We start from the raw sequence: 23,873 nt of genomic DNA, 5'->3' as shown, positions 1-23,873 counted from the left end.
AGCGCGCCTTCGATGCTGCTCCGCATCCCGCATCAATGTATATTCAGTTCCGCAGGAGATTCCGTTTGACCGAAATTACAATTTCATACCTTCATCCAAAAGTGGGTCTATGTGAAGGATGTACGCGCTATAGAGAGAAGCCAAATCTATGAAATTAATAGGTAAATATAATTGAATGAGTTCTTTCACACTTGGTGGACGGTGTTTCTTTGGTAATATCGCCGCGTAATCGAGGAAACTTATGACATTGATATTGGCAGTGGATGGTGGAGGCACCAGTTGCAGGGCCGCCGTGGCCGATCATGGCGGCGCTATCCTCGGGCGCGCCGTTTCCGGTCCGGCCAATGTTTCAACGGATCCGAAAGGTGCTGCGGAGAATATCGTAATAGCGGCGCGCGCGGCGCTCGCCGACGCCGGACACGGTGATGCGACGCTCTCCTCACTTCCCGCCTTTCTGGGGCTCGCGGGCGCCAACCTTGCATCCGCGGCCGAAGCGGTCAGGGGGCATTTGCCGTTCGAGCGGTGCGTCATTGAAGACGACGCCGGAACCGCCCTGCAGGGCGCGCTTGGCGACATGGACGGCGCGGTCATGGTGCTGGGAACCGGTTCGGTGCTTTTCGGCCGCCGAAACGGCTCAATTTTCCGCGCAGGAGGCTGGGGCTTCGCCGTCGGCGATCAGGGAAGCGGCGCCAGAATCGGTCGCGAGCTTCTGCAGGAGACATTGCTGGCTTACGACAAGGTCCGGGCGCAATCGCCCCTGACGACCGCAGTGCTGGCGGAATATGACAGCGATCCAATGCGCCTCGCCGAGTTCGCCCAGCAGGCCAGGCCCACCGATTTTGCGCGCTTCGCTCCGCGGGTGTTCTCTGCCGCCGATGACGGTGACGCCGTGGCGCTGGACATTCTGGATAAGACGCTATTACAGGTCGAAGCGCAACTGCAGGCGTTTTTGTGGCCCGAATGCGAGGCGCTCTGTTTGCTTGGTGGGCTTGCAGAGCTTTATACGACCCGTATCGGAGCGCGCTTCCGGGCGATTGTCAAACCGCCACAGACCGACGCGCTTGTTGGCGCCGTACAGCTTGCTGTGCAGGAATTCCGAACAACCGGACAGATCAGATGACGACGAGCATGAGGCGTGAAATCGCCGAGATACCGGATGCGGTCGAGCGAATGCTCACACGGTCTGCGGATGCGATTGCGAATGCGGCTGACGCTTTCCGCGTTGCGGACCCCGGCTATATCGTTACGGTCGCTCGCGGATCGTCGGACCACGCGGCGCATTTCCTGAAGATTGCCTGCGAGATCGAGCTTGGACTTCTCGGCGCTTCCGTCGGGCCGTCGCTTTCCTCCCTGTACAACGTCACGCCGAAAGCTGCGAACGCCGTGAGCTTTTCAATATCCCAATCAGGACAAAGTCCGGATATCGTCGCCATGACTGACGCCTTGCAGCGAGGCGGCGCCACGACGATCGCCCTCGTCAACACACTGCCGTCGCCCCTGGCCGATGCGGCTGATTACGTCATTGACCTAGCGTCCGGCCCGGAGCGCAGTGTTGCGGCGACAAAATCGTTCGTATGCTCAGTTGTAGCCGGCCTTGCGATCGTCGCGCGGCTTTCGCCGTCTCCGGCGCTGGGGCAGGCGCTGGACCGTTTTCCCGATCAATTGAGGGAGGCGCTTTTGTGCGACTGGAGCGCAATGGGGCAGGTGCTTCATGAAGCGCGCTCCGTCTTCGTGCTTGGCCGCGGTCCGACACTGGCGATAGCGAACGAAGTAGCCCTGAAATTCAAGGAAACCTGCGGCGTGCACGCGGAAGCCTATTCAGCGGCGGAAGTCATGCACGGTCCGGTGGAACTGGTCGAGCCTGCCTTTCCTGTTCTCGCGATCGCCGCGCGGGACCGCGCCGAAACCTCCATCGTCGCCTCGGCCGACGCCCTGGCGGCGCAGGGCGCCTCGGTTTTCGCAACATCGGCCTTGTGCAGAAATGCGCATTCCTTGCGGGTTCCGGACGGCGGCCACCCACTACTCAACGCGCTCTTGCCAATCGCGCCATATTACGGCCTGATTGAAGCGCTGTCCCGGCGTCTTGGACGCAATCCGGATCGGCCGGAACGTCTGAGCAAGGTCACGGAGACGCTATGACGGTCAAACGCGCCATATCGAGCCCGCGAATCTACGACGGAAGCGCGTGGCATGAAAATGCGGTCCTGCTTGTCAATGGCGACCGCTGCGTCGGCATCGCGTCTGCTGGCGCGGCTCCGGCGGATTTCGAGATCGTCGAGGCGGCCGGCGCGATGCTGGTTCCCGGTTTCGTCGATCTGCAGGTTAACGGCGGCGGCGGCGTCCTTTTCAACGAGAGGCCTAACGTCAGGGGTATCAAGGCAATCTGTTCGGCCCATGCGCGTTTCGGCACGACTGCGCTTCTGCCAACGCTGATCACCGACGATACGGATGTGACTCGGCGAGCGCTGAAAGCAGGCTTCGAGGCGCATCGCACAGGCGTGTCGGGTTTTCTCGGTCTGCACCTGGAGGGCCCGCACCTTTCAAAGGCGAAGAGAGGCGCGCACAGCGAAGACCTCATTCGCGCCATGACCGAGCGCGACCTGAAACGCCTCATTGACGCCAGGACGCGCCTGCCGGTTCTTGTGACTACCACTGCGCCTGAAAACACGAAGCTCAAACAGGTCGAAAAGCTGGCGGCGGCCGGCGTTTCCGTCAGCGTGGGGCACAGCGACTGCGACTACGCCACGGCCATGGAATACTTTGCCGCCGGGGCCAGTATGGTCACTCATCTTTTCAACGCCATGAGTCCGCTCGCCCATCGCGAGCCGGGACTGGTCGGCGCGGCCCTCTACAGCGGCGAAATTTACGCCGGTATCATCGCCGATGGTTTCCACGTCCACCCGGCTGCATTCGGCGCCGCGTTGCGCGCAAAAAAAGGCCCGGGCCGGATTTTTGTCGTTACAGACGCCATGTCGACGATCGGAACGGAGCTTAAGTCCTTGACGTTGAACGGACGCCATATTTGCAGGGAGAATGGACGTCTGACGCTGGAAGACGGAACACTGGCAGGCGCCGACATCGATATGGCTTCGTCTGTCCGCTTTCTGAAAGTCGAGATTGGTTTGCCGCTGGAGGAGGCGCTCGCTATGGCCTCGCAATATCCGGCCGAGGCCGTCGGCGTCGCCGACCGGAAGGGAAAGTTGGAACCCGGCTTCGATGCCGATTTCACCGAACTCAACGCCGATTTGCAGGTGCAGAAAACCTGGATTGGCGGAACGGCGGTGTTCGAAGCGGCGTGATCAGGCCTGCGTGGAGGTGAGCTTTCCGGATTCGCCGAGCGCCCGGAACACTGTGTCGACGATGCCTTTGCGATCGAGGCCGGCGCGGCTGTTCATGATCTCTGGCTTCGCCTGGTCCATGAAGACGTCCGGCATGACGAGAGGGCGGACCTTCAGTCCGTTTTCAAGCAGGCCCTGATGCGCCAGGAAGTGCAGCACGTGATCGCCGAAGCCGCCGATTGCGCCTTCCTCGACCGTGACGAGCACCTCGTGATGGCGCGCCAGTTGCACAATCAGATCGGTATCGAGCGGCTTGGCGAAGCGGGCGTCTGCGACCGTCGTCGCAAGTCCAGCAGCGTCCAGATCTTCAGCGGCGAGCAGGCAGTCAGCGAGCCGGGTTCCAAGCGATAGCAGGGCGATCTTGCCGCCTTGCCGGACGATGCGACCCTTGCCGATTTCCAGTACGGAGCCACGCTCCGGCAACTCGACGCCGACGCCTTCTCCGCGCGGATAACGGAAGGAGCAGGGGCCTTCGTCATAGGCCGCGGCTGTACGCACCATATGCTTCAGCTCAGCTTCGTCCGCGGCGGCCATGACGACGAACCCCGGGAGGGTCGCAAGATAGGTAACATCAAAGGAGCCTGCATGGGTCGGGCCGTCGGCGCCGACAAAACCGGCGCGGTCAATGGGAAAACGCACGGGTAGCTTCTGGATCGCCACGTCGTGCACCACCTGGTCGTAGGCGCGCTGCAGGAAGGTGGAGTATATCGCCGCGAAAGGCTTCATGCCCTCGGTGGCGAGACCCGCCGCAAAGGTGACGGCGTGCTGCTCTGCGATGCCGACATCGAAGCAGCGGCCCGGATGCGCGTCCTTGAAGAGGTCGAGCCCTGTGCCGGAAGGCATAGCGGCTGTTACCCCGACAATGCGGTCATCTTCGTCGGCTTCGCGGATCAGAGCCTCTGCGAAGACCTTGGTGTAGCTTGGCGCATTCGCCTTTGCCTTGCTCTGGGCGCCAGTGATGACGTCGAACTTTGATACCCCGTGGTACTTGTCGGAGGCGGCTTCGGCGGGCGCGTAGCCCTTGCCTTTCTGGGTTACGACGTGGATCAGCACCGGGCCTTGCGCGTTGTCGCGCACATTGCGCAACACGGGCAGCAGGTGCTCGAAATTGTGACCGTCAATCGGGCCGATATGATAGAAGCCCAATTCCTCGAACAGGGTGCCGCCGGTTACGTAGCCGCGCGCATGCTCCACGGCGCGGGTGATCGCGCGGTCGACGGCCTTGCCGAGATATCCGGTCAGTTTCTTGCCGAATTCCCGAAAACCCATATAGGTCCTGCCGGAGGCGAGCCGCGCCAGATAGGCGCTCATGGCGCCGGTCGGCGGAGCGATCGACATGTCGTTGTCGTTGAGGATGACGATCAGCCGCGCGTCGAGAGCGCCGGCGTTGTTAAGGGCCTCATAGGCCATGCCGGCCGACATCGCGCCGTCGCCGATCACCGCGATAACGTTGCGCGGTCTATCCTTGATCTGTGCGGCCACGGCCATGCCGAGGCCCGCGGATATCGAAGTCGAGGAATGGGCGGCGCCGAAGGGGTCGTATTCGCTTTCGTCCCGTTTCGTAAACCCGGACAATCCGTCTTCCTGGCGCAATGTCCTGATGCGATCGCGGCGTCCGGTCAGTATCTTGTGCGGATAGCACTGGTGGCCGACATCGAAGATCAGCCGGTCTTCGGGCGTGTCGAAAACCTTGTGGATCGCCAGCGTCAATTCCACCACGCCGAGGCCTGCTCCAAGATGCCCGCCGGTGATCGAAACGGCGTCAACCATTTCCGCCCGCAATTCGCTTGCAAGCTGATTCATGTCCCTGTCTTCGATCTGCTTGAGATCGGCGGGAATTTTCACGCGATCGAGGAGTGGTGTGTCCGGCCTGGTGTTCAAATGTTCGCCTTGCTTCGCTGGCCTGCGGCCTGTTCAAGGGCCGCTGCTACAGGTTCAGGTAATGCAATGCAGCCCCAAGAGCAAGATCAAGCCCCCTGACAGGCTGTCGCGTTGGCGTTTGCAGCATGCCGAACATACGAACGGCAATTATTCCGGATCGAGTGGCTCTGCGCCTTCCGGACGGCCGGACCGGTCGAGACGGATCTTTTCGATACGGCTTTCCGCAGCCTTCAGCAGTTTCTCGCAATGCTGTTTGAGCGCTTCACCGCGTTCGTAGATTTCAATCGACTGGTTCAGTGGCACGTCCCCCTTTTCGAGGTCGCCGACAATGGTTTCAAGCTGGGCGAGCGCCTGCTCGAAACTCATCGCCGCTATGTCTTCGTTCTTTTTCGCGGCTTCGGCCATATCCTATCCTCTCATCAGGCGCGTCACATGCACGGCGGCCGACTCGGCCAAGCCAACGAGATCATAACCGCCCTCGAGCAGGCTGACGACCCGGTTGTCGCAACGACGTTCAGCCACGCCCATGACTTTTCCTGTGGCCCAGTCGAAATCGTCTGCGGTCAGATTGATCTCGGCAAGCGGGTCGCGATGATGTGCGTCGAAACCGGCCGATATGATGATCAGATCAGGACACATGTCATCGAGCTCGGGAAGGATTCGCGTGCGAAAAGCTTCACGGAAATGGTCGCTGCCGGTTTGCGGTGAGAGCGGCGCGTTGAAGATATTGCCGACGCCGGTTTCCGATAACGCGCCAGTGCCGGGATATAGCGGCATCTGGTGGGTCGAGAAATAGGCGACGGTCGGATCGTCGTAGAATATGTCCTGCGTGCCATTGCCGTGATGCACGTCCCAGTCGACGATGGCGACGCGCTCGACGCCATGGGTCTTCTGCGCGTAACGCGCGGCGATGGAGGCCTGGTTGAACAGACAGAAGCCCATGGCCCGATGCTTTTCGGCGTGGTGTCCTGGCGGGCGCGCCGCAACGAAAACATTGTCCGCCTCTCCCGAAAAGATGCTGTCGACAGCTTCCAGCGCTGCGCCGACGCCCGTCAGCGCGGCCTCGAGGCTTTTCGGACTGACGCTGGTGTCCTCGTCGATCGCGACGATCCCCTCGTCGGGAATACTGTTAACGACCTTTCGCAGGTGATCCTCTGTGTGGACGAGCAGAACCACGTCCCTGTCTGCCGGGGCGGATTCCGCACGCTGCAAGTCTTCAAACGCCTCGTCGGCGAAAGCAGCTTCCAGGGCTTTCATCCGGTCGGGTCTTTCCGGATGATCGGGCGGCGTCAGATGTTCGGCATGGATCGGGTTCGTGTACAGCCTGGTCGTCATGAGACCTCGCTTGTGGTCGGGAGCCAACCACATAGCATATTCGGTATGCCAGGTAAGAGTTTGAAATGCCTTTCGCCGACGGGCCGTGCAACCAATTTCGAATTCTGGCGTTTTTGTGACATGGAAACGACAGCAATAGCACTCATCGCTCTTATCTGCACGCAGAACAATCTCGTTTGTCGGGAAGATCCGCAAGGCATATCGACATACAATACTGTTCAACAGTGCACAGCAGAGCTGAACACCCTCGCCAGCCAACCGTTGGCTCCGGAATACAAGATCATTGGCAAATGCGTTCCGATACAAAAAGAGACCACTGGAAAGGAGTGGGCGTTGAACTGGGCGGGAGATTCGATCGGTTTTGTCGAACGCGCTTCGATGCAGACCGCCGACGCCGGATCTTCGACGGCCCCTGACGCTGAAACCGTGAAGCAGGAACCGCTCAGGACGGCGGATCTGAATATTGCCGGTGCGGAAGAGCAGCCAAAGCGCATCTCGATGACGCTGAATCCGGAAACCACAGTCAACTGATAAGGCACATGGCGCAATCGCAGGCCGGACAAAACAACAAATCCCGTCATGTAGAAGCGGCGGGGTCCAAATTCGGAATGGCTCAGTGGATTATTCTGCTGATGATCATCTCCGCCGTCCTGTGTTTCGTGGTCATAGCCCTGGCTGTCGATCGTGGATGGATGGATCCAATCGATAATGCAATCCTGGATTCGATGGGTGAAACCGTGATGAGCGACGATCCCTGGGGGCCGCCCTGGTTCGAGGAAACTGTCGTCGAGATCAGCGCTCTCGGCGGCTATCCTGTGATCGTGCTGGCCACGGTTTTTGCGGCGATTGTCTTGTGGCTCGCCTCCAGACGCACAGGGGCTGTCCTGCTTGTCGCCGCCCTTTCGAGCGGCGCATTGGCGTCAACCGTTTTGAAACTGGCGTTTGATCGCTCCAGACCCGATTTTGCGGAACCGATGGATCGTACATTTACAGCCAGTTTTCCGAGCGGACACGCCATGATTTCCATGGTGTCGTGGATGACGCTCGCGGTAGTTGTCAGCTGCTACGTGCCCCGACGTGGGTTGCGCGTCTTCATTCTCTGCGCCGCATTTCTCCTCGCCATAACCATCGGACTGAGTCGGGTCTATCTTGGCGTTCATTGGCCGAGCGACGTGTTTGCCGGTTGGTGCATCGGACTTGCCTGGGCGGGAACCGCCTGGCTCATCGCGCACAACAAGATAGGTGTTTACCATGAACGCGTTTACTGAACATGGCGGCATACAGGTCGCGGCGAGGGCAGGGTATGCGACCCGTGGGGTCGTTTATCTGATCATTGCCTTTTTCACATTCCTTGCCGCTATCGGCAATGGCGGCAAGACGGGTACAAAAGGAGCGCTTCAGACGCTCATGGAACAAAGCTTCGGCGCCATTCTGATCGGGCTCGTTGTGTTGGGTCTCTTTGGATACGCGGCGTGGCGCCTCCTGCAGGCGATTGCGGACGCCGACAATCACGGTGTGGACCCAAAGGGGCTCGTCATCCGCGGGGCATTGCTGGTGAGCGCATTCACCTACCTTGCTCTATCATTCTATGCTTTGTCGCTTCTCGGCCTGTGGTCGTCTTCCGGTTCCGGGGGGAAAAGCAGCGTGATTTCGATGGCGGTGAACGCAGTTGGACCGATGATCGTCACCATGGCGCTCGGGCTCGTATTCAGCGGGGTCGCTTTTGCGCATTTTCGCAAGGCCTGGACGAAGAAATTCAACGATCACATCCAGGCGCCGGCCAAATATCAAACGATGATCGATATTATTTCGATCGTCGGGCTAACCTCGCGCGGCCTGATCTTTGCGGTTATCGCGATCATACTGTTCACACGCCTGCCGCAACTCGGCGAAGGCGATGTCAGCGTTCCCGATCTTAAGACGGCGCTGGATTACGTCCAGTCACTGCCAATGGGTTGGCTGCCTCTGGCGCTGCTTGCAGTCGGCATCGCGCTTTTCGCATCCTATTCACTGGTTGAATCGCGGTGGCGGCAGGTGTCCGTCTGACGCTTGTCAGTCGTCCACGAGGATCGTCTTCGATATCGCGATGCCGAACCCTTCCAAGCCGACATAGTGTCGCTCTCTGGAGGAGAAGAGTTCGATGGAGGATATGCCGAGATCCTTGAGTATCTGCGCACCGAGGCCGATCTCCAGCCATTCGCCCTTGCGTTCCTGCGCTTCCCGATGCTCCTCGGCGTCATCGCGCTCGCCAGCCGCCGTTCTCTCATTGCCGAAATTGCCGACCCCGACCGATCCTTCCCGCAAATAGACAATGACGCCGCGTCCGCGCTCTGCAATCTTCTGCATGTAGTGATGGATAGGCGGTTTCTTGCCAAAAACGTCGTCCACCACCGTTTCCAGATGCAGTCTGACGGGAACGTCGACGCCGTCTCGAATATCGCCATAGACGATGGCGACGTGCTGCATCGGGTCCCAGGTCAAAGAATAGGTATGCACCATCGCCGGACCGAACGCCGTCTCAACCGGCATCACGTCGCCCCTGTTCACCAGCGTTTCCTTGCGCTGGCGATAGGCGATGAGATCGGCGACGCTGACCTGCTTCAGACCGTGCTTTTTCGAGAAGTCCGCCACTTGAGGGCCGCGCGTTACGGTTCCATCATCATTGACGAGTTCGCAAATGACGCCGACCGGCGGTAGTCCAGCGAGTCGGCACAGATCGACAGCCGCTTCCGTGTGTCCGGACCGCATCAAAACGCCGCCCTCACGGGAGACCAGAGGAAAGATGTGGCCGGGTCGCACGAAATCCGCTGATCCTGAGTTGGGATTGGCCAGGTTGCGAACGGTCAAAGTCCGGTCATCCGCCGAAATTCCGGTCGTCGTGCCATGCTTGTAATCCACAGACACGGTAAACGCCGTTGCATGCGGCGCGTCGTTCTCGGCCACCATGGCGGTGAGGTTTAGCCGCTTAGCCTCTGATCTTGGCATCGGCGCGCAGACGATGCCCGAGGTGTGGCGCACGATGAAAGCCATCTTTTCCGGCGTACAGTGCGCAGCGGCGACGATCAGATCGCCTTCATTTTCGCGGCCGTCGTCATCGGTGACGACGACGATTTCGCCAGCCTCGAAGGCCCGCAACGCCTCTACGACACGCTTTGAATCAAACGTCATTGGAAAGATCTACTCCTCGAATCCGGCACGCCCGGTCTGGCCCCTGTGCCGCAAATAATGGTCCGCCAGGGTGCAGGCAAGCATGGCTTCACCGATTGGGACCGCGCGAATGCCGACGCATGGGTCGTGCCTGCCCTTGGTGCGTATGTCCACTTCGTTGCCGTCTGCGTCAATGCTCTTGCGTTCGGTCAGGATTGACGAAGTCGGCTTGACCGCAAACCGCGCGACGATCTGTTGCCCGGTTGAAATGCCGCCCGCAATGCCGCCGGAATTGTTGGACAGGAAAACCGGTCTGCCGTCATCGCCTATTCGCATTTCGTCGGCGTTTTGCTCGCCGCTGATCTCGGCCGCTGCGAAACCATTGCCGATTTCGACCCCCTTGACCGCGTTTATCGACATCAGATTGGCGGCGATGTCCTGGTCCAGCTTGCCGTAGATCGGCGCGCCGAGTCCGGCCGGAACACCGTCGGCAACCACCTCGATCACTGCGCCGACAGACGAGCCCTGCTTGCGAATCCCGTCGAGGTAGGCTTCCCACTCCGATGTCATCTTGGGATCGGGACAGAAAAAAGGATTTTGGTCGACGCAGTCCCAGTTCCAGTTGTTGCGGTCGATCGTTTTCTTGCCGATCTGGACGAGGGCGCCGCGAATCCTCACCTGCGGCAACACTTTGCGGGCCAGCCCGCCGGCTGCCACGCGGGCCGCCGTCTCCCGTGCGGAGGAGCGACCCCCGCCGCGATAGTCGCGTAATCCGTACTTCCGGTCATAGGCGTAGTCGGCGTGCCCCGGGCGATAGCGCCTTGCGATTTCCGAATAGTCCTTCGACCGCTGGTCGGTATTCTCGATCAACATCGAGACCGGCGTGCCGGTAGTGATCAGGGCGCCGTCATCGCGTGCAAGCACGCCGGACAGAACGCGCACCTGGTCGGCCTCCTGACGCTGAGTGACGAATCGGGACTGGCCGGGCTTGCGCCGGTCCATCCAGTGCTGGATCTCCGCTTCGGTAAAGACGATTCCCGGCGGACAGCCGTCGACGACGCAACCGAGCGCCGGACCATGGCTTTCACCCCATGTCGTGACGCGAAACAGATGACCAAAAGTGTTGTGCGACATGCAGGTGTCCGGAGTTTGTCGACAGAAGATCGCCTGATCTATGCAGTTTTGAGGTTCCGGTCAAACCCCGTAGGCGTTGGCAGGAAGCCAGCTCATCGAGTCGCCTTCGATTTTCAGGATCTGATCCTGCGGCGTCGAAATTTCCGCCGCCTCGTCGCCGTCGAGCCCCGCGATCAGGTGAAACAGGGTGCGGATAACGCCGCCATGGCAAACGCAGACAACGGGTTTTTCCAGTGACTGCAGCCAGGCGGCCACGCGCCAGCTCAGAATTTCGTAGCTTTCCGCATGTTCGCCGGGAGGCAAGAAGCTCCACTTGTTCGCCGCCCGCTCCGCGATTTTCTCGGAACTGGTTTTTTCGAGCTCCGAAAGGGTCTGTCCCTCCCAGTCCCCGAAGCTGATTTCGATCAGCCGCTCGTCAATCCTGTAGTCGTCGGGCGGCAGCCGCATGGCTTCCCGCATCAGCGCCATCGTATCACGAGCGCGAGCGAGCGGGCTTGAAACATAGTCAAGATCGGTTGCCTTTTCACCCAGAAGGCGGGCCAGCGCCTCGCCATTCTGTCGCGCCTGGACCCGCCCCTTGGCGTTCAGGTCGATGTTCTTCGCGCCCTGGAACCGGACCTCGACATTCCAGTCCGTTTCGCCGTGCCGAATCACGTAGATCGGCGATGTGAAGTTCAGCATGTTCGGAGCCTGAGTTTCGCTCAGCTGTCCTTGACGACGGAAATGTCGGGAGCATCCACCGATTTCATGCCAATCGTATGATAGCCCGAGTCGACGTGATGCACTTCGCCGGTTACGGCGCGCGACAGATCGGAGAGCAGATAGAGCGCCGATTCTCCGACTTCGTCTATGGTCACTGTGCGTTTCAGCGGCGAATTGTACTCGTTCCATTTAAGGATGTAACGGAAATCGCCAATTCCGGAAGCCGCCAGTGTCTTGATCGGGCCAGCCGAAACGGCGTTGACCCTTATGCCGCGGTCTCCGAGGTCGACTGCGAGATAGCGCACGCTCGCTTCGAGCGCAGCCTTGGCGACGCCCATGACGTTGTAGTGGGGCATGACCTTTTCCGCGCCGTAATAGGTCAGCGTCACGATCGATCCGCCGTCATTCATGATCTTTTCCGCACGCTGGGCAAGCGCCGTCAGCGAATAGACCGAGATTTCCATCGAGCGGTTGAAGTTCTCGCGGCTCGTGTCGACATAGCGTCCCGTCAGTTCGTCCTTGTCGGAAAAGGCGATGGCGTGGACCATGAAATCGATTTTGCCCCACCGTTTTTCGACCTCGGCGAACACTGCGTCCATCGTATCCGGATCGGTGACGTCACAATGACCGACGACGTATGCGCCCAGCTCACTGGCCAGAGGCTCGACCCGTTTGCGCAAGGCGTCGCCCTGATAGGTCATGGCCAACTCGGCTCCGGCGTCGGCGCACGCCTTGGCGATACCCCAGGCTATGGAGCGGTTATTGGCGACTCCTAGAATGATGCCGCGCTTACCCTTCATCAAACCGGCGGTCAGACCCATGCTCAGCTCCTCGATTGTTCGTGCAAAGCCTATGGCACAGCCGGCAAAAGGGTTCAAGCTGAAGGGCGGCATAACCGGCTGGCGGATTTGAGAATTTCAGGCGCAATCGGAAAACTGCGGCCTCAACTCCTATTCTCGCATTTCCATGGAATTCAGGTACCAGTCTGCGCCGCGGCGGTTTCGGCACGCTTCGCCGGTAAATTGCGAAACGCCGTTGTAGGATTGCCTGGAGGCAATGAAAGTCCTGCACAGTTGCGTGTCTTTTCCTTCTTCTCCCACAATCGTCACAGAGCCTGAATTGCCGTTCTGTTCGTTTGTCCAGGCAAGAGCGACAGTTGGAGGCGTTCCGGGTTCAGCTCCGGCGACGGCTGCGAGAATGGAATTCTCGTCGCTGCCTTGTTCGGTCGCGACACCCGCCGGCGCCGGCTGAGAGACGGGATCGGCGAGGGAGGCATAGTCTGGACCGTTTGTCGCGCATCCGGCTGAAATCAAGACGACAGCCAACAATACGGCGACGCAGAATTTCCGGTTGTCTCTTGCCAGCGCCCGCACTATTTCTGAGCCGCCCGGTCGAAGCGGACAACTCCGTGGCCTGACCGCGGTTTGGAATTTAACAATGGAAGAAGTCATGGCAACCGAAACTGACACCCAGACTCGTGACTTTACCCTGTCGGAAGAACCAATCAAGCTGTTTGGCGAATGGCTGGCGGATGCAACCAAGCGCGAGGTGAACGATCCTACGGCTCTGGCGCTTGCAACCGTCGACGACGACGGCATGCCGAATGTCAGAATGGTCTTGTTGAAAGGTTTCGATGACGCCGGCTTCACGATCTACACGAATTTTGAGAGCGCCAAGGGCGAGGAAATGCTCGCCAGCCGCAAGGCCGCCATGTGCTTTCACTGGAAGTCATTGCGTCGCCAGGTGAGAATCAGGGGAACGGTCGAGATCGTCAGCGACGAGGAAGCTGACGCCTATTATGACAGCCGGCCGCGCGGCAGCCGTATCGGAGCCTGGGCCTCCCGACAGTCGCGACCGCTGGAAAATCGCTTTGCGCTCGAAAAATCCGTCGCGGAGTACACGGCGAAGTTTGGCTTGGGCGAGATTCCAAGACCTGCTCACTGGTCAGGATTTCGCGTTGTTCCGGAAAGTATCGAATTCTGGCACGATCGAAAGTTCAGGCTACATGACCGGATGAGGTTCGAGCGCGATCCGGAGAACGAAAGCTGGCGCAAAACCCGTCTATATCCGTAGACTGTCTTAATTCGCGGAAAGTACTGCGCTTATCCGTTTCCGACGTTTTGTCCGAGCACGCCGGCGAATCTGAACGGAAGGCCCGTCAGCAGCGCTTCAATATAGCGAGATTTCTGGAAATAGCCGTTGAGCGATATGCGCGGCAGCGACAGCATGTTTACGCCATCCGAGGTTCCTATCATGCCGGGTCGCGTCGTAACTGCAATGTCGAAACCGCATTGCGCGGCGATTTCAAACTCGCGCTGGCAGGCTGCGCCGCGTCTTCCATACGGATAGGCGAAGAGCGTCGGTCGTTGTCCGGTCAGTGCGCCGATTTCGTCGGCTGATGTCGACATTTCCCGGGCGGCGAGCTCCGGTTCGAGTTTCGCAAGGTTCAGATGGTTGACCGTGTGCGCGCCGATGGAAACCAGCGGATCCCTGGAAAAGGCCGCGACGTCCTGTGACGAAAGAACCTCGCGCTCGACGATCGACATCGGATCGAAGCCAAGAGCGTGCGCATGGGCGTCCAGATCGTCGACACACTGATTTTCTTCTGTGCCTTCAAGATAGTGGCACACCCGATCGAATGCTGCATATTTCTCGAGCGCGCTTTGTGTCTTCATCTGAGCGCCGCCGAATGTCAGCGATCGGCTGCTGCGCAGGATTTCTTCCAGCGTCATCCACCAGATCGAACGGCTGCGTCTCATGAAGCCCGAGGTCACAAAGACCGTGAAGGGAACTTCGTGCTTCCGGAATACGGGAAGGGCTTCGCTTCTGTTATTGCGATAGCCGTCGTCAAGCGTGAACACAGCGTAACGGTCGCCATTGTCGCCGCGAGAAAGCAGGTGCGGCAATTGCTCCAGCCGAACAGGTTTCCAGCCGTTGCGACGCACCGTAGCCAGAACCCTGTCAAGAAATTGAGGCGTTATCGAAAGATGCGCATTCGGCTGGAAACGATCCGGGCGTTCGGCGCAGACGTGATGCAAGGTGAAAATAACGCCGCGATGCTTTTGTGTTGGAACGATTTTCAGCTGCGCTGCGAGCGACACGGCTTCCAGCGCGCCGCTGATGGCCAAGCGGTGCGCACTCCGGTAGGCCATAGCCTGTATTCGTCCCATGCATCGCTCGATTGCGTTGGCGGATAAGATGGATTCCCGCCGGCGAACGCAAATGCGCCGGCGTTTGTCGGGTCATACCACCATCGGGATTAATCGATGCTGAATCCGCGCCAAAATGTTAAGTGCGCCGGATGTCATGCGGCCGTCAGACCTGAGTTCCGCCGATCGTCATCTGGTTCATACGCAGATGTGGCTGTCCGACGCCGACCGGCACGCTCTGTCCGGCCTTGCCGCACATGCCGATACCGTTGTCGAGCTTGGAATCATTGCCGACCATGGTCACCCGGTGCATGGCGTCCGGACCGTTGCCGATCAGCATTGCGCCTTTGATGGGAGCGCCTATTTTGCCGTTTTCTATCATGTAGGCTTCCGTGCAGCCGAACACGAATTTGCCGGACGTGATGTCCACCTGTCCGCCGCCGAAGGAGACGGCGTAGACGCCCTTGTCCACCGAGCCGATGATTTCTTCAGGCGTGTAATCGCCGCTCAGCATGTAGGTGTTGGTCATGCGCGGCATGGGTTGATGAGCGTGCGACTGACGACGTCCATTGCCTGTCGGCTTCATGCCCATCAAACGGGCGTTCTGCCTGTCCTGCATGTAGCCGACAAGCTTGCCGTCTTCGATCAGGACATTGTATCCGGACGGCGTGCCCTCGTCGTCGATCGTCAGCGATCCCCGACGGCCCTCTATCGTTCCATCATCGACGACTGTCACGCCGGGCGCCGCGACCTGCTGGCCAAGAAGTCCGGCGAAGGCCGACGTCTTCTTGCGATTGAAATCCCCTTCGAGACCGTGCCCGACTGCTTCATGAAGCATTACGCCCGGCCAGCCGGCGCCAAGCACCACGTCGAAGGCGCCAGCGGGCGCCGGGAGGGCGACGAGATTGACGAGCGCCTGTCGCAAGGCCTCGTCGGCGGCCTGTTTCCATGAATCCTCGGCGATGAACTCGCCGAATCCCCGGCGGCCGCCCGCTCCGAAAGAGCCGCTTTCCTGACGGTCTCCTTCACCGACAACCACGCTGACATTCAGGCGGGTCAGCGGCCTGATGTCCTGCATTCTCTCGCCGTCCGCGCGCAGAATATTGACGATCTGCCAGCTTGCGGCCAGAGAGGCTGTCACCTGGCGGACCTTCGGATCCTTTGCGCGCAGATAGGCGTCGATCTCCCGCAGCAGCTGAACCTTTTCCTCGAAACTCGGCGCGCCGATCGGGTTTTCTTCGCCATAGAGGTGCTTGTTGGTTCTTGCGGGAGACGCAGCATAGTCGCCTCCATAACCGCGCGTGACGGACGAAACGGCCGATACGGCGCGTTTCAGCGCGGCTTCCGAAAGGTCGCCCGCATGCGCGTAGCCAATTGCCTCGTCAGCGACGCAACGCAGGCCAAACCCTTGGTCGCATGTAAAATTTCCAGCCTTTAGTCGGCCATCGTCAAAGACAAGCGACTCCATCTCCTCATACTCGACGAACAGCTCGCCATCGTCGGAACCACGCAGCGCGTCGCTGACGATTTCGGCGATCTTCTCTTCCGAGCAGTCGAAGTTGCGGAGTAGATTTCTGTCCATGTCCAGTCCCGGTCTCTTGCCTGTTTTCGGTCGCGCCGGAACGGCTCCGACCCCGCGTCACATATAATGCGCGTCAGCCGCGGTTTCCAAGGGCGTATCGAAGTCGCCGTCAGGGCAGGGTTTCGAAACCATCGGTAAAGCCGCTGAGGTCGACCGGGATTCCGATTCCTTCCTCCGGCGTCTGGAAGACGATGAAGGTGGCCATAGTGCCGTTTTCAAGCGTCGTCAGCAACGTGTCGTCGAGTATCACTTCGGCGTAGCAGCCGTCCGTGAAACAGCGCACGAAATAGGCCCGGCCGATATCCTTGCCGTCGACATTCAGACCGAGGCCATTGGGAAGCAAAACGCCCAGCGGCGCCAGCACCCTCAAGACCCTCGCCTTCTTGTCCGCCGTCTTGAGCACAACGACCGAAAGCGCGACCTCCGGACGGTCTTCTGCGATCACATTCTGCATCAGCGCGCATTGCTCGGTCGTCGCGCCGGCCGGCTTGTCGCAGAGAATCGACCAGGCGCCATGCGTCGACTTTACAGTGCCGGGCTGTTGCGCCGAAGTCGGGATCGGCGAGACGGCCAGCGTCGCGAGGGAAAGGAGAGCAATAAGGTGTTTTTTCATCTGCAGAGTTTCTGTTTTCGTCGCTGGGGAGCGAATCACATGCCTATCGTGAACCGGTTGGCTCCGCAAGGAAACGGGTCGCAATCAAGTTCACGACAATGGTCGGGTCGACGCCTAGGGATAAATTGCGGCAACAATCGTTCACCATCCCGCCTACGCTCCTCCGATTGATTTTGATGGCCGGTCCCATATGTCCTGTTTCACGGCTCTATTACAAGATTTACCGGGCCTTGATCCCGCGATATCTTGTTGGAAGTGCCGAAAATGTCGCATGGATTCATCTGTCCTCTAGTTGCGATTGGCTCTAAACTATGATTTTAAGCGCTATAAATTGAGGGACTTTGCGGTTTGGCCTGCAGCCAATCCGTACGCTCGAGGGAGAATGGTAGTGAGAAACCCGTTGAATGCAGTTCTAGCCCTGATAGGCGTGCTGCTGATGGTGACCCCGTCCTTGGCCGATCAGCCGCGCCCCTGGGAAACAGGCATGCAGCAAGCGGCGACCGGCATCATGCATGAAATCAGATGGTTCAATCACTATACCCTGTGGTTCATTGTCCCCATCACAATCCTCGTGCTGGCGCTTCTGGTAATTGTGGTCCTGCGTTTCAGGGCGGGAGCAAACCCCGTTCCGTCGAAAACCAGCCACAACACACTTGTCGAGGTTATCTGGACGATCGGCCCTGTCGTCATCCTGCTTTTCCTCGCCGTGCCCTCCTTTCAGCTGCTGAACGCGCAATATACGCCTCCGGGAGAGCCTGATCTCACGATCAAGGCGACCGGATACCAGTGGTACTGGGGTTACGAATACCAGACCGAGAATGAGCTCTCTTTCGATGCGCTGATTCTTGCCGACGCGGACAGAGCGCAGTACGGCAAGGAAGACAAAGCCGTCTATCCGCGGCTGCTCGCCGTTGACAACGAAGTTGTCGTTCCGGTCGGCATGACCGTCAGACTTCTGATTACCGCTGCGGACGTGATACATTCCTTCGCAATGCCGTCTTTTGGCATCAAGATGGACGCCGTGCCGGGTCGGATGAACGAAACATGGTTCCTGGCCGAAAAAGAAGGCCTCTATTACGGACAGTGTTCTGAACTGTGCGGTAAGGACCACGCCTATATGCCGATCGCGATCCGGGTCGTATCGGAAGAGCAATACAACGCATGGCTGGCCTCGGCGGCCGATAATCTCGGCGAGGCCAACAAGCAGTTGATGGCCTCCATCGAACAGGACAAGACTGTCAGGCTTGCAGCCAACGAAGCAGAGAAGATCAAGGAGTAGAACATGGCTGGATCTTCCACAGCGACGCACGATCACGGCGAACACAAGCCTTACGGCTGGACGCGTTGGGTCTATTCCACGAACCACAAGGATATCGGGACCCTCTATCTGATCTTCGCGATCATCGCCGGCATCATCGGCGGCACGCTCTCCATTTTCATGCGTATGGAGCTGGCCGAGCCGGGAATCCAGATCTTCAACGGTCTGGCCTCGATGGTCTACGGATATGGCGCTGACGGCTCCATTGACGGCGGCAAGCAGATGTACAACGTGTTCACCACGGCGCATGGTCTCATCATGATCTTCTTCATGGTGATGCCGGCTCTCATCGGAGGTTTCGCCAACTGGATGGTGCCGATCATGATCGGCGCGCCGGACATGGCGTTCCCGCGGATGAACAACATTTCCTTCTGGCTGCTGCCTCCGGCTTTCATACTGCTGCTGCTGTCGATGTTCGTCGAAGGCCCGCCGGGCGCTTATGGCGTGGGCGGCGGTTGGACCATCTATCCGCCGTTGTCGACGAGCGGACAGCCGGGTCCGGCCATGGATTTCGCGATCCTGTCGCTGCACATTGCAGGCGCGTCGTCGATCCTTGGCGCGATCAACTTCATCACCACGATCCTGAATATGCGCGCGCCCGGCATGACTCTTCACAAGATGCCGCTGTTCGCCTGGTCGGTGCTGATCACCGCCTTCCTGCTTCTGCTGGCGCTGCCGGTTCTGGCGGGAGGCATCACCATGCTTCTGACCGACCGCAACTTCGGAACGTCCTTCTTCGAGCCTCAGGGCGGCGGCGATCCGATCCTTTTCCAGCACCTGTTCTGGTTCTTCGGGCATCCGGAAGTGTATATCCTGATCCTGCCGGGCTTCGGCATCATCAGCCACATAGTGGCGACCTTTTCACGCAAACCGGTCTTCGGTTACCTGGGCATGGCCTACGCCATGGTCGCTATCGGCGCAGTCGGCTTCATCGTGTGGGCGCACCACATGTACACGGTCGGCCTGTCGCTCGACACGCAGCGCTATTTCGTCTTTGCGACGATGGTCATCGCGGTGCCGACTGGGGTGAAGATCTTCTCGTGGATCGCCACCATGTGGGGCGGCTCGCTGACTTTCCGCACGCCAATGATATGGGCTCTGGGTTTCATCTTCCTGTTTACCGTGGGCGGCGTCACCGGCGTTCAGCTGGCTAATGCCGGCCTCGACCGCGCCATGCACGACACCTACTATGTTGTCGCGCACTTCCACTATGTGCTTTCGCTGGGAGCAGTCTTCGCGATCTTCGCCGGATGGTACTACTGGTTCCCGAAAATGACCGGTTACATGTACAATTCCTTCCTGGCGAAGAGCCACTTCTGGATCATGTTCATAGGCGTGAACCTGGTTTTCTTCCCGCAGCACTTCCTCGGTCTGGCCGGAATGCCGCGCCGCTACATCGACTATCCGGACGCCTATGCGGGATGGAACATGGTTTCCTCGATCGGTTCCTACATCGCGGCGGTCGGCGTTCTAGTCTTCCTGTTCGGCGTATGGGAAGCTTTCCGGCGCAAGCGCGTCGCTGGCGACAACCCATGGGGCGAGGGCGCCACCACCCTGGAATGGACCTTGAGTTCGCCTCCGCCTTTCCACCAGTGGGAACAGCTTCCGCGGATCAAGTAAGCTAACGCGGGAGCCGCCTTCGGGCGGCTCCCTGCATCTGATAAGGGACGTTGAAAGTCGCGAATGACCTATTCTGAAGACATGGCAACGCTCGACTCCGCCGATATCGGGTTTTCCGAGGCCGAGCCGCGTGACTATTTCGCGCTGTTGAAGCCGCGCGTAATGTCGCTTGTCGTCTTTACGGCCCTTGCCGGAATGATCGTGGCTCCGGGGGGCATCCACCCGTTCCTGGCCTTCGTCGCCATCTTGTGCATCGCAATTGGCGCGGGCGCCTCCGGAGCGTTGAACATGTGGTACGACGCCGACATCGACCGCGTGATGTCGCGCACCTCAGGCCGTCCGATCCCGACTGGGCGGATCAAGCCTCAGGAAGCCTTGTCCTTCGGTCTGGTGCTCGCCGCCTTCTCGGTGTTGACGCTGGGGCTTCTGGTCAACTGGTTCGCAGGGTTTCTTCTGGCCTTCACGATTTTCTTCTATGCCGTCATTTACACGATGTGGCTCAAGCGATCGACGCCACAGAATATCGTGATCGGGGGCGCCGCCGGCGCTTTTCCTCCAATGATCGGTTGGGCCTGCGTGACCGGAACCGTGTCTATCGACAGCATCGTTCTCTTTCTGATGATCTTCCTTTGGACGCCGCCGCATTTCTGGGCGCTGGCGCTTTACAAGGTCGGCGACTACGAAAAGGCCGGCGTGCCGATGATGCCGAACGTGGCCGGCATGAAATCCACCAAGGGGCAGATCCTGTTTTACGCCGTGTTGACAGCTTGCGTCGGCGTGCTCCCTTATGCTCTCGGGTTCGCCAGTCCCGTATACGGCGTGTTTTCCGCCATAATGGGCTTGCTGTTTGTGCAACGCGCATGGCGAGTGTTCAGGATGCCGGACACCGATGCGGTGATGGCCCCGGCGAAATCCCTGTTCGGATTTTCTCTTCTCTATCTTGCCAGTCTGTTTGCGGTCCTTCTTGTCGAAGGATTGGCCGTGCGTTTTGGATTATGAGTGATGGATCGGATAGAACTGACCGAGAGTCAGAAAAAGGTCAGACGTCGTCGTTCGGTGGCGATAGCCTTGGCGCTGGCGCTTCTGGTCGTGCTTTTCTATGTCGCGACGATCGTGAAATTCGGTCCCAGCATGTTTGACAGGCCGCTTTGAGGACAATGATGGACAGGCCTTCGGAAAAGCTCAAAGCGAATGCGAAGCGGAACAACGCAATCCTGCTCGGTTGCGTTGGCGTCGTTGTCGGCATGATCGGACTTTCCTACGCCGCAGTTCCGCTTTACCAGCTCTTCTGCCAGGTCACGGGTTATGGCGGAACTATCCAGAGAGCCGAGCAATATTCGAACCGGATCCTTGATCGGACGATCAAGGTGCGGTTTGATTCCAATATTTCAAGCGGGCTCGACTGGGAGTTCAAGCCCGTGGAGCGCGAGGTCGAAGTCCGGATAGGCGAAACCCGGCAGATTTCTTATCTCGCCAGGAACAAATCGGACAGGACGACGGGCGGGCAAGCCTTGTTCAACGTGACGCCCCAGGCCGCCGGCGTCTATTTCAACAAGGTCGAATGCTTTTGTTTTACGGAAACGGATCTGCAGCCGGGAGAGACGCTGGATATGCCGGTCGTGTTTTACGTGGATCCGGCGATTGTCGACGCACCTGAAACGAAACACATCACGACACTGACGCTTTCCTATACTATGTATCCCATCGAGGATGAGGCGAAGCCAGTGGCGGAAGTCAGGCAGATCAGGAACGAAGAAGCCGGAAGGCTCTAATATCAACAGCGCCGCGCAGGCGGCGAGAGAATGACGTAATCGGGGAAAACGAAATGGCCGAGGCGCATCAGAAACAACACGACTATCACATTATCGATCCCAGCCCTTGGCCGTTTGTAGGATCCATGGGCGCGCTTGTTATGGCGCTCGGCGGCATCGGATACATGCGCTACCTGTCAGGCGGCTCGCTACCGTTGTTCGGAATGGATATGGCCAGCCCCTATCTCTTCTTCATCGGACTGGCGGTTGTGCTGTTCACCATGATTGGGTGGTGGACCGATGTTGTAAAAGAAGCCCATCAGGGTCATCATACCCGCGTTGTGTCGCTGCATCTGCGCTACGGCATGCTGATGTTCATCGCTTCGGAAGTGATGTTCTTCGTCGCCTGGTTCTGGGCCTTCTTCGACGCAGCCATTTACGCAGGCGAAGCCGCGCAATACGCCCGTGTCGAGCATACTGGAGGACACTGGCCGCCGGTCGGCATCGAGGTGCTGGATCCCATGCACCTGCCGCTTTACAACACGATCATCCTGCTGCTTTCCGGCACGGCGGTGACCTGGGCGCACCATTCCCTTCTGCACAACCGTCGCGACGGCCTGGTGGCAGGACTTGCCATCACCGTTGCGCTCGGTGTCCTGTTTTCTTTTGTACAGCTCTACGAGTACATTCACGCGCCTTTCGCCTTCAAGGAATCGATCTATGGCGCGACGTTCTTCATGGCCACCGGATTTCACGGGTTCCACGTCATAATCGGAACGATATTCCTGCTGGTCTGCCTCATCCGGGCAATGGCTGGAGACTTTACCCCCAAGCAGCATTTCGGCATGGAGGCCGCCGCTTGGTACTGGCACTTCGTGGACGTTGTCTGGCTGTTCCTTTTCTTCAGCATTTACATCTGGGCTTCCTGGGGCGCGGAAATTGCGCACTGACCAGCCCGGCGGCAATTCGGAAGGGCGCCGGCGCTACGCGTCGGCGCCCTTCATCATTTCGGGAGACTGATTTTCGATGAGCGAGCAGGACAGGGCGATCTATCCGTCACTCGATCCGATTTCGACAGGTATTAAGGGACGATGTCCGCGGTGCGGTCAGGGACATCTATTCGATGGTTTCCTGACGCTGAAAAAGAACTGTGCAATGTGCGGTTTGGATTATGATTTTGCTGATGCTGGCGACGGACCGGCGGTCTTCGTCATCCTCATCATAGGCTTTATTGTTGTTGGTCTGGCGCTTTGGCTAGAGGTCAGCTACTCGCCGCCGCTATGGCTGCATTTCATTTTGTGGATACCTCTAACCATTGGACTGTCCCTCTGGCTGCTGCGGGCGCTCAAGGGCGTGCTGATCAACATGCAGTTCAAGAACGACGCCAGTGAAGGCAAGATCGACAGGGGTTGAGCATACGCCGCCCCAACAGGAATGCGAGCGGTGACATCGAACCCCAAAACGGCGGGTAAACGCCAAGCAGTTGAGCAGGAGCCGGGGCGAAGGCGGCGGCCCGGCCTGCTGTTCTATACAATCACGATCGCGGCGCTCGTCATACTTGTCGCGCTTGGCAGCTGGCAGGTCAGGCGGCTCGAGTGGAAAGAAAATCTCATTGCGACAATCGAGCAACGAATGCGGGGCGCGCCGCTGACGCTGGACGAGGCGCTCGCATTATGGCGAAAAACGGGGGATGTGGATTATGTGCCAATCCGGCTCTCTGGCGTTTTTGATCACACAAAGGAACAGGATTATCTGGCGACCCATCAAGGCGCGTCCGGCTGGTATCTGTATGCGCCGCTGACCACGGCTGACGGCAAGACGATCATCGTCAATCGCGGCTTCGTTCCCTATGATCTGAAGGACGCCTCGAACCGTCCCTGGAAGCCGGTGGACCGACCTGTCGAATTTGTAGCGCTCGCCCGCAATCCGCTCTTCGAAAAGCCGGGCTGGGTGGTGCCGGACAACGACCCCGCCAACGCCACGTGGTACTGGAAGGACATGCCGTCGATGGCGACTGCAATGGGCCTGGACCCCGAAAAGGTCACGCCGTTTTTCGCGGATATCGCTTTGTCGGACGCGCCGCCGATCGAAGGGCCGATCGCCGGCGTCACCCGGGTCAATCTGCCCAACAATCACCTGCAATATGTGATCACATGGTTCGGATTGGCGGCCGCTCTCGTGCTTGTGGCCGGCTACTACGTCTGGCGCGCGCGAAACGAAAAAGACTGATGAAGGTTGATCCCGGACCGGCGATCCCATATCTGCTGTAGCGATGACGCGCCACACAAATGATTGCGATTTAA

General features: G+C 59.1%; 26 protein-coding genes. 15 read left to right on the top strand and 11 right to left on the bottom strand.

The window, feature by feature from the left end:
- Positions 1-241 precede the first annotated feature (241 nt).
- The 3 genes from K1W69_RS23425 to nagA are packed head-to-tail and all read left to right on the top strand — an operon-like array spanning position 242 to position 3,299.
- Positions 242-1,120, top strand: a complete 879-nt coding sequence (locus K1W69_RS23425; protein WP_220230884.1) for a glucosamine kinase nucleotide-binding domain-containing protein — start codon at positions 242-244, stop codon at positions 1,118-1,120.
- On the top strand, positions 1,117-2,139 hold the full coding sequence (locus tag K1W69_RS23420) for an SIS domain-containing protein (protein ID WP_220230883.1): 1,023 nt from the start codon (positions 1,117-1,119) through the stop codon (positions 2,137-2,139). Before K1W69_RS23425 ends, K1W69_RS23420 begins: the two co-directional genes overlap by 4 nt.
- Positions 2,136-3,299: an N-acetylglucosamine-6-phosphate deacetylase gene (gene nagA / locus K1W69_RS23415; RefSeq protein WP_220230882.1), complete on the top strand. Its 1,164-nt coding sequence runs from the start codon at positions 2,136-2,138 to the stop codon at positions 3,297-3,299. The genes K1W69_RS23420 and nagA overlap by 4 nt, the downstream gene beginning before the upstream one ends.
- Here the strand turns inward: nagA and dxs are convergent, their stop codons facing one another.
- The 3 genes from dxs to K1W69_RS23400 form a co-directional block, all read right to left on the bottom strand.
- Positions 3,300-5,219, bottom strand: a complete 1,920-nt coding sequence (gene dxs / locus K1W69_RS23410; protein ID WP_220230881.1) for a 1-deoxy-D-xylulose-5-phosphate synthase — start codon at positions 5,217-5,219, stop codon at positions 3,300-3,302.
- 147 nt (positions 5,220-5,366) lie between these two features.
- Positions 5,367-5,624 (bottom strand): exodeoxyribonuclease VII small subunit, encoded by a 258-nt coding sequence (locus K1W69_RS23405; protein ID WP_220230880.1) that lies wholly within the window; start codon positions 5,622-5,624, stop codon positions 5,367-5,369.
- Positions 5,625-5,627: 3 nt separating this feature from the next.
- Positions 5,628-6,554 carry a histone deacetylase family protein gene (locus K1W69_RS23400; protein WP_220230879.1) on the bottom strand — a complete coding sequence of 309 codons (927 nt, stop codon included), beginning with the start codon at positions 6,552-6,554 and terminating at the stop codon, positions 5,628-5,630.
- Here K1W69_RS23400 and K1W69_RS23395 point away from each other — a divergent pair.
- From K1W69_RS23395 to K1W69_RS23385, 3 genes are all read left to right on the top strand, one after another.
- A complete protein-coding gene (locus K1W69_RS23395) occupies positions 6,513-7,085 on the top strand; it encodes a hypothetical protein (protein WP_220230878.1) in 573 nt (190 codons plus the stop codon). The two genes, K1W69_RS23400 and K1W69_RS23395, sit on opposite strands and share 42 nt — an antisense overlap.
- 77 nt (positions 7,086-7,162) lie before the next feature.
- Positions 7,163-7,822 carry a phosphatase PAP2 family protein gene (locus tag K1W69_RS23390; RefSeq protein WP_220230877.1) on the top strand — a complete coding sequence of 220 codons (660 nt, stop codon included), beginning with the start codon at positions 7,163-7,165 and terminating at the stop codon, positions 7,820-7,822.
- Positions 7,806-8,600 (top strand): DUF1206 domain-containing protein, encoded by a 795-nt coding sequence (locus K1W69_RS23385; protein WP_220230876.1) that lies wholly within the window; start codon positions 7,806-7,808, stop codon positions 8,598-8,600. Before K1W69_RS23390 ends, K1W69_RS23385 begins: the two co-directional genes overlap by 17 nt.
- Before the next feature lie 6 nt (positions 8,601-8,606).
- Here the strand turns inward: K1W69_RS23385 and ribB are convergent, their stop codons facing one another.
- The 5 genes from ribB to K1W69_RS23360 all read right to left on the bottom strand — a co-directional run bounded on the left by ribB (position 8,607) and on the right by K1W69_RS23360 (position 12,850).
- Entirely contained in the window at positions 8,607-9,722 is a 1,116-nt protein-coding gene (gene ribB / locus K1W69_RS23380) for a 3,4-dihydroxy-2-butanone-4-phosphate synthase (protein ID WP_220230875.1), read from the bottom strand.
- 9 nt (positions 9,723-9,731) lie between these two features.
- The gene (aroC, locus tag K1W69_RS23375) at positions 9,732-10,835 is read right to left on the bottom strand and encodes a chorismate synthase (protein WP_220230874.1); all 1,104 of its coding nucleotides are present in this window, start codon (positions 10,833-10,835) and stop codon (positions 9,732-9,734) included.
- Positions 10,836-10,895: 60 nt separating this feature from the next.
- The gene (locus K1W69_RS23370; protein ID WP_220230873.1) at positions 10,896-11,516 is read right to left on the bottom strand and encodes a histidine phosphatase family protein; all 621 of its coding nucleotides are present in this window, start codon (positions 11,514-11,516) and stop codon (positions 10,896-10,898) included.
- 20 nt (positions 11,517-11,536) lie between these two features.
- Positions 11,537-12,358 carry an enoyl-ACP reductase FabI gene (fabI, locus tag K1W69_RS23365; protein ID WP_220230872.1) on the bottom strand — a complete coding sequence of 274 codons (822 nt, stop codon included), beginning with the start codon at positions 12,356-12,358 and terminating at the stop codon, positions 11,537-11,539.
- Positions 12,359-12,487: 129 nt separating this feature from the next.
- Positions 12,488-12,850, bottom strand: a complete 363-nt coding sequence (locus tag K1W69_RS23360; protein WP_220230871.1) for an RT0821/Lpp0805 family surface protein — start codon at positions 12,848-12,850, stop codon at positions 12,488-12,490.
- 124 nt (positions 12,851-12,974) lie between these two features.
- Here K1W69_RS23360 and pdxH point away from each other — a divergent pair, with 124 nt between their 5' ends.
- Entirely contained in the window at positions 12,975-13,610 is a 636-nt protein-coding gene (gene pdxH / locus K1W69_RS23355; protein ID WP_220230870.1) for a pyridoxamine 5'-phosphate oxidase, read from the top strand.
- A 29-nt stretch (positions 13,611-13,639) separates the two neighbouring features.
- Here pdxH and K1W69_RS23350 read toward each other — a convergent pair whose 3' ends face one another.
- The 3 genes from K1W69_RS23350 to K1W69_RS23340 form a co-directional block, all read right to left on the bottom strand.
- The gene (locus K1W69_RS23350; protein ID WP_220230869.1) at positions 13,640-14,665 is read right to left on the bottom strand and encodes a polysaccharide deacetylase family protein; all 1,026 of its coding nucleotides are present in this window, start codon (positions 14,663-14,665) and stop codon (positions 13,640-13,642) included.
- 187 nt (positions 14,666-14,852) lie between these two features.
- Complete coding sequence (gene tldD, locus K1W69_RS23345) at positions 14,853-16,268, bottom strand: metalloprotease TldD (RefSeq protein ID WP_220230868.1); 1,416 nt, start codon at positions 16,266-16,268, stop codon at positions 14,853-14,855.
- A 109-nt stretch (positions 16,269-16,377) separates the two neighbouring features.
- Positions 16,378-16,881, bottom strand: coding sequence for an invasion associated locus B family protein (locus K1W69_RS23340; protein WP_220230867.1), 504 nt, complete (start codon positions 16,879-16,881; stop codon positions 16,378-16,380).
- A 382-nt stretch (positions 16,882-17,263) separates the two neighbouring features.
- Between K1W69_RS23340 and coxB the strand changes: the two genes are divergently transcribed.
- The 8 genes from coxB to K1W69_RS23300 all read left to right on the top strand — a co-directional run bounded on the left by coxB (position 17,264) and on the right by K1W69_RS23300 (position 23,799).
- Positions 17,264-18,160, top strand: a complete 897-nt coding sequence (gene coxB, locus K1W69_RS23335) for a cytochrome c oxidase subunit II (protein ID WP_258571306.1) — start codon at positions 17,264-17,266, stop codon at positions 18,158-18,160.
- Between the two features lie 3 nt (positions 18,161-18,163).
- Positions 18,164-19,819: a cytochrome c oxidase subunit I gene (ctaD, locus tag K1W69_RS23330; RefSeq protein ID WP_220230865.1), complete on the top strand. Its 1,656-nt coding sequence runs from the start codon at positions 18,164-18,166 to the stop codon at positions 19,817-19,819.
- A 63-nt stretch (positions 19,820-19,882) separates the two neighbouring features.
- Positions 19,883-20,818 (top strand): heme o synthase, encoded by a 936-nt coding sequence (locus tag K1W69_RS23325; protein WP_220230864.1) that lies wholly within the window; start codon positions 19,883-19,885, stop codon positions 20,816-20,818.
- A 3-nt stretch (positions 20,819-20,821) separates the two neighbouring features.
- The gene (locus tag K1W69_RS23320) at positions 20,822-20,971 is read left to right on the top strand and encodes a cytochrome c oxidase system small membrane protein (RefSeq protein ID WP_220230863.1); all 150 of its coding nucleotides are present in this window, start codon (positions 20,822-20,824) and stop codon (positions 20,969-20,971) included.
- Between the two features lie 5 nt (positions 20,972-20,976).
- Entirely contained in the window at positions 20,977-21,591 is a 615-nt protein-coding gene (locus K1W69_RS23315) for a cytochrome c oxidase assembly protein (protein WP_220230862.1), read from the top strand.
- A 53-nt stretch (positions 21,592-21,644) separates the two neighbouring features.
- Entirely contained in the window at positions 21,645-22,520 is an 876-nt protein-coding gene (locus K1W69_RS23310; RefSeq protein WP_220230861.1) for a cytochrome c oxidase subunit 3, read from the top strand.
- Between the two features lie 76 nt (positions 22,521-22,596).
- Positions 22,597-22,983 (top strand): DUF983 domain-containing protein, encoded by a 387-nt coding sequence (locus tag K1W69_RS23305; RefSeq protein ID WP_220230860.1) that lies wholly within the window; start codon positions 22,597-22,599, stop codon positions 22,981-22,983.
- Positions 22,984-23,013: 30 nt separating this feature from the next.
- A complete protein-coding gene (locus K1W69_RS23300; protein ID WP_370688296.1) occupies positions 23,014-23,799 on the top strand; it encodes an SURF1 family protein in 786 nt (261 codons plus the stop codon).
- The last annotated feature ends 74 nt before the right edge of the window (positions 23,800-23,873 follow it).

The sequence above is a fragment of the Flavimaribacter sediminis genome (genome assembly GCF_019492055.1).
In the GTDB taxonomy this organism is placed as follows: domain Bacteria; phylum Pseudomonadota; class Alphaproteobacteria; order Rhizobiales; family Rhizobiaceae; genus Flavimaribacter; species Flavimaribacter sediminis.
This window is presented reverse-complemented; position numbering and strand designations above follow the sequence as displayed.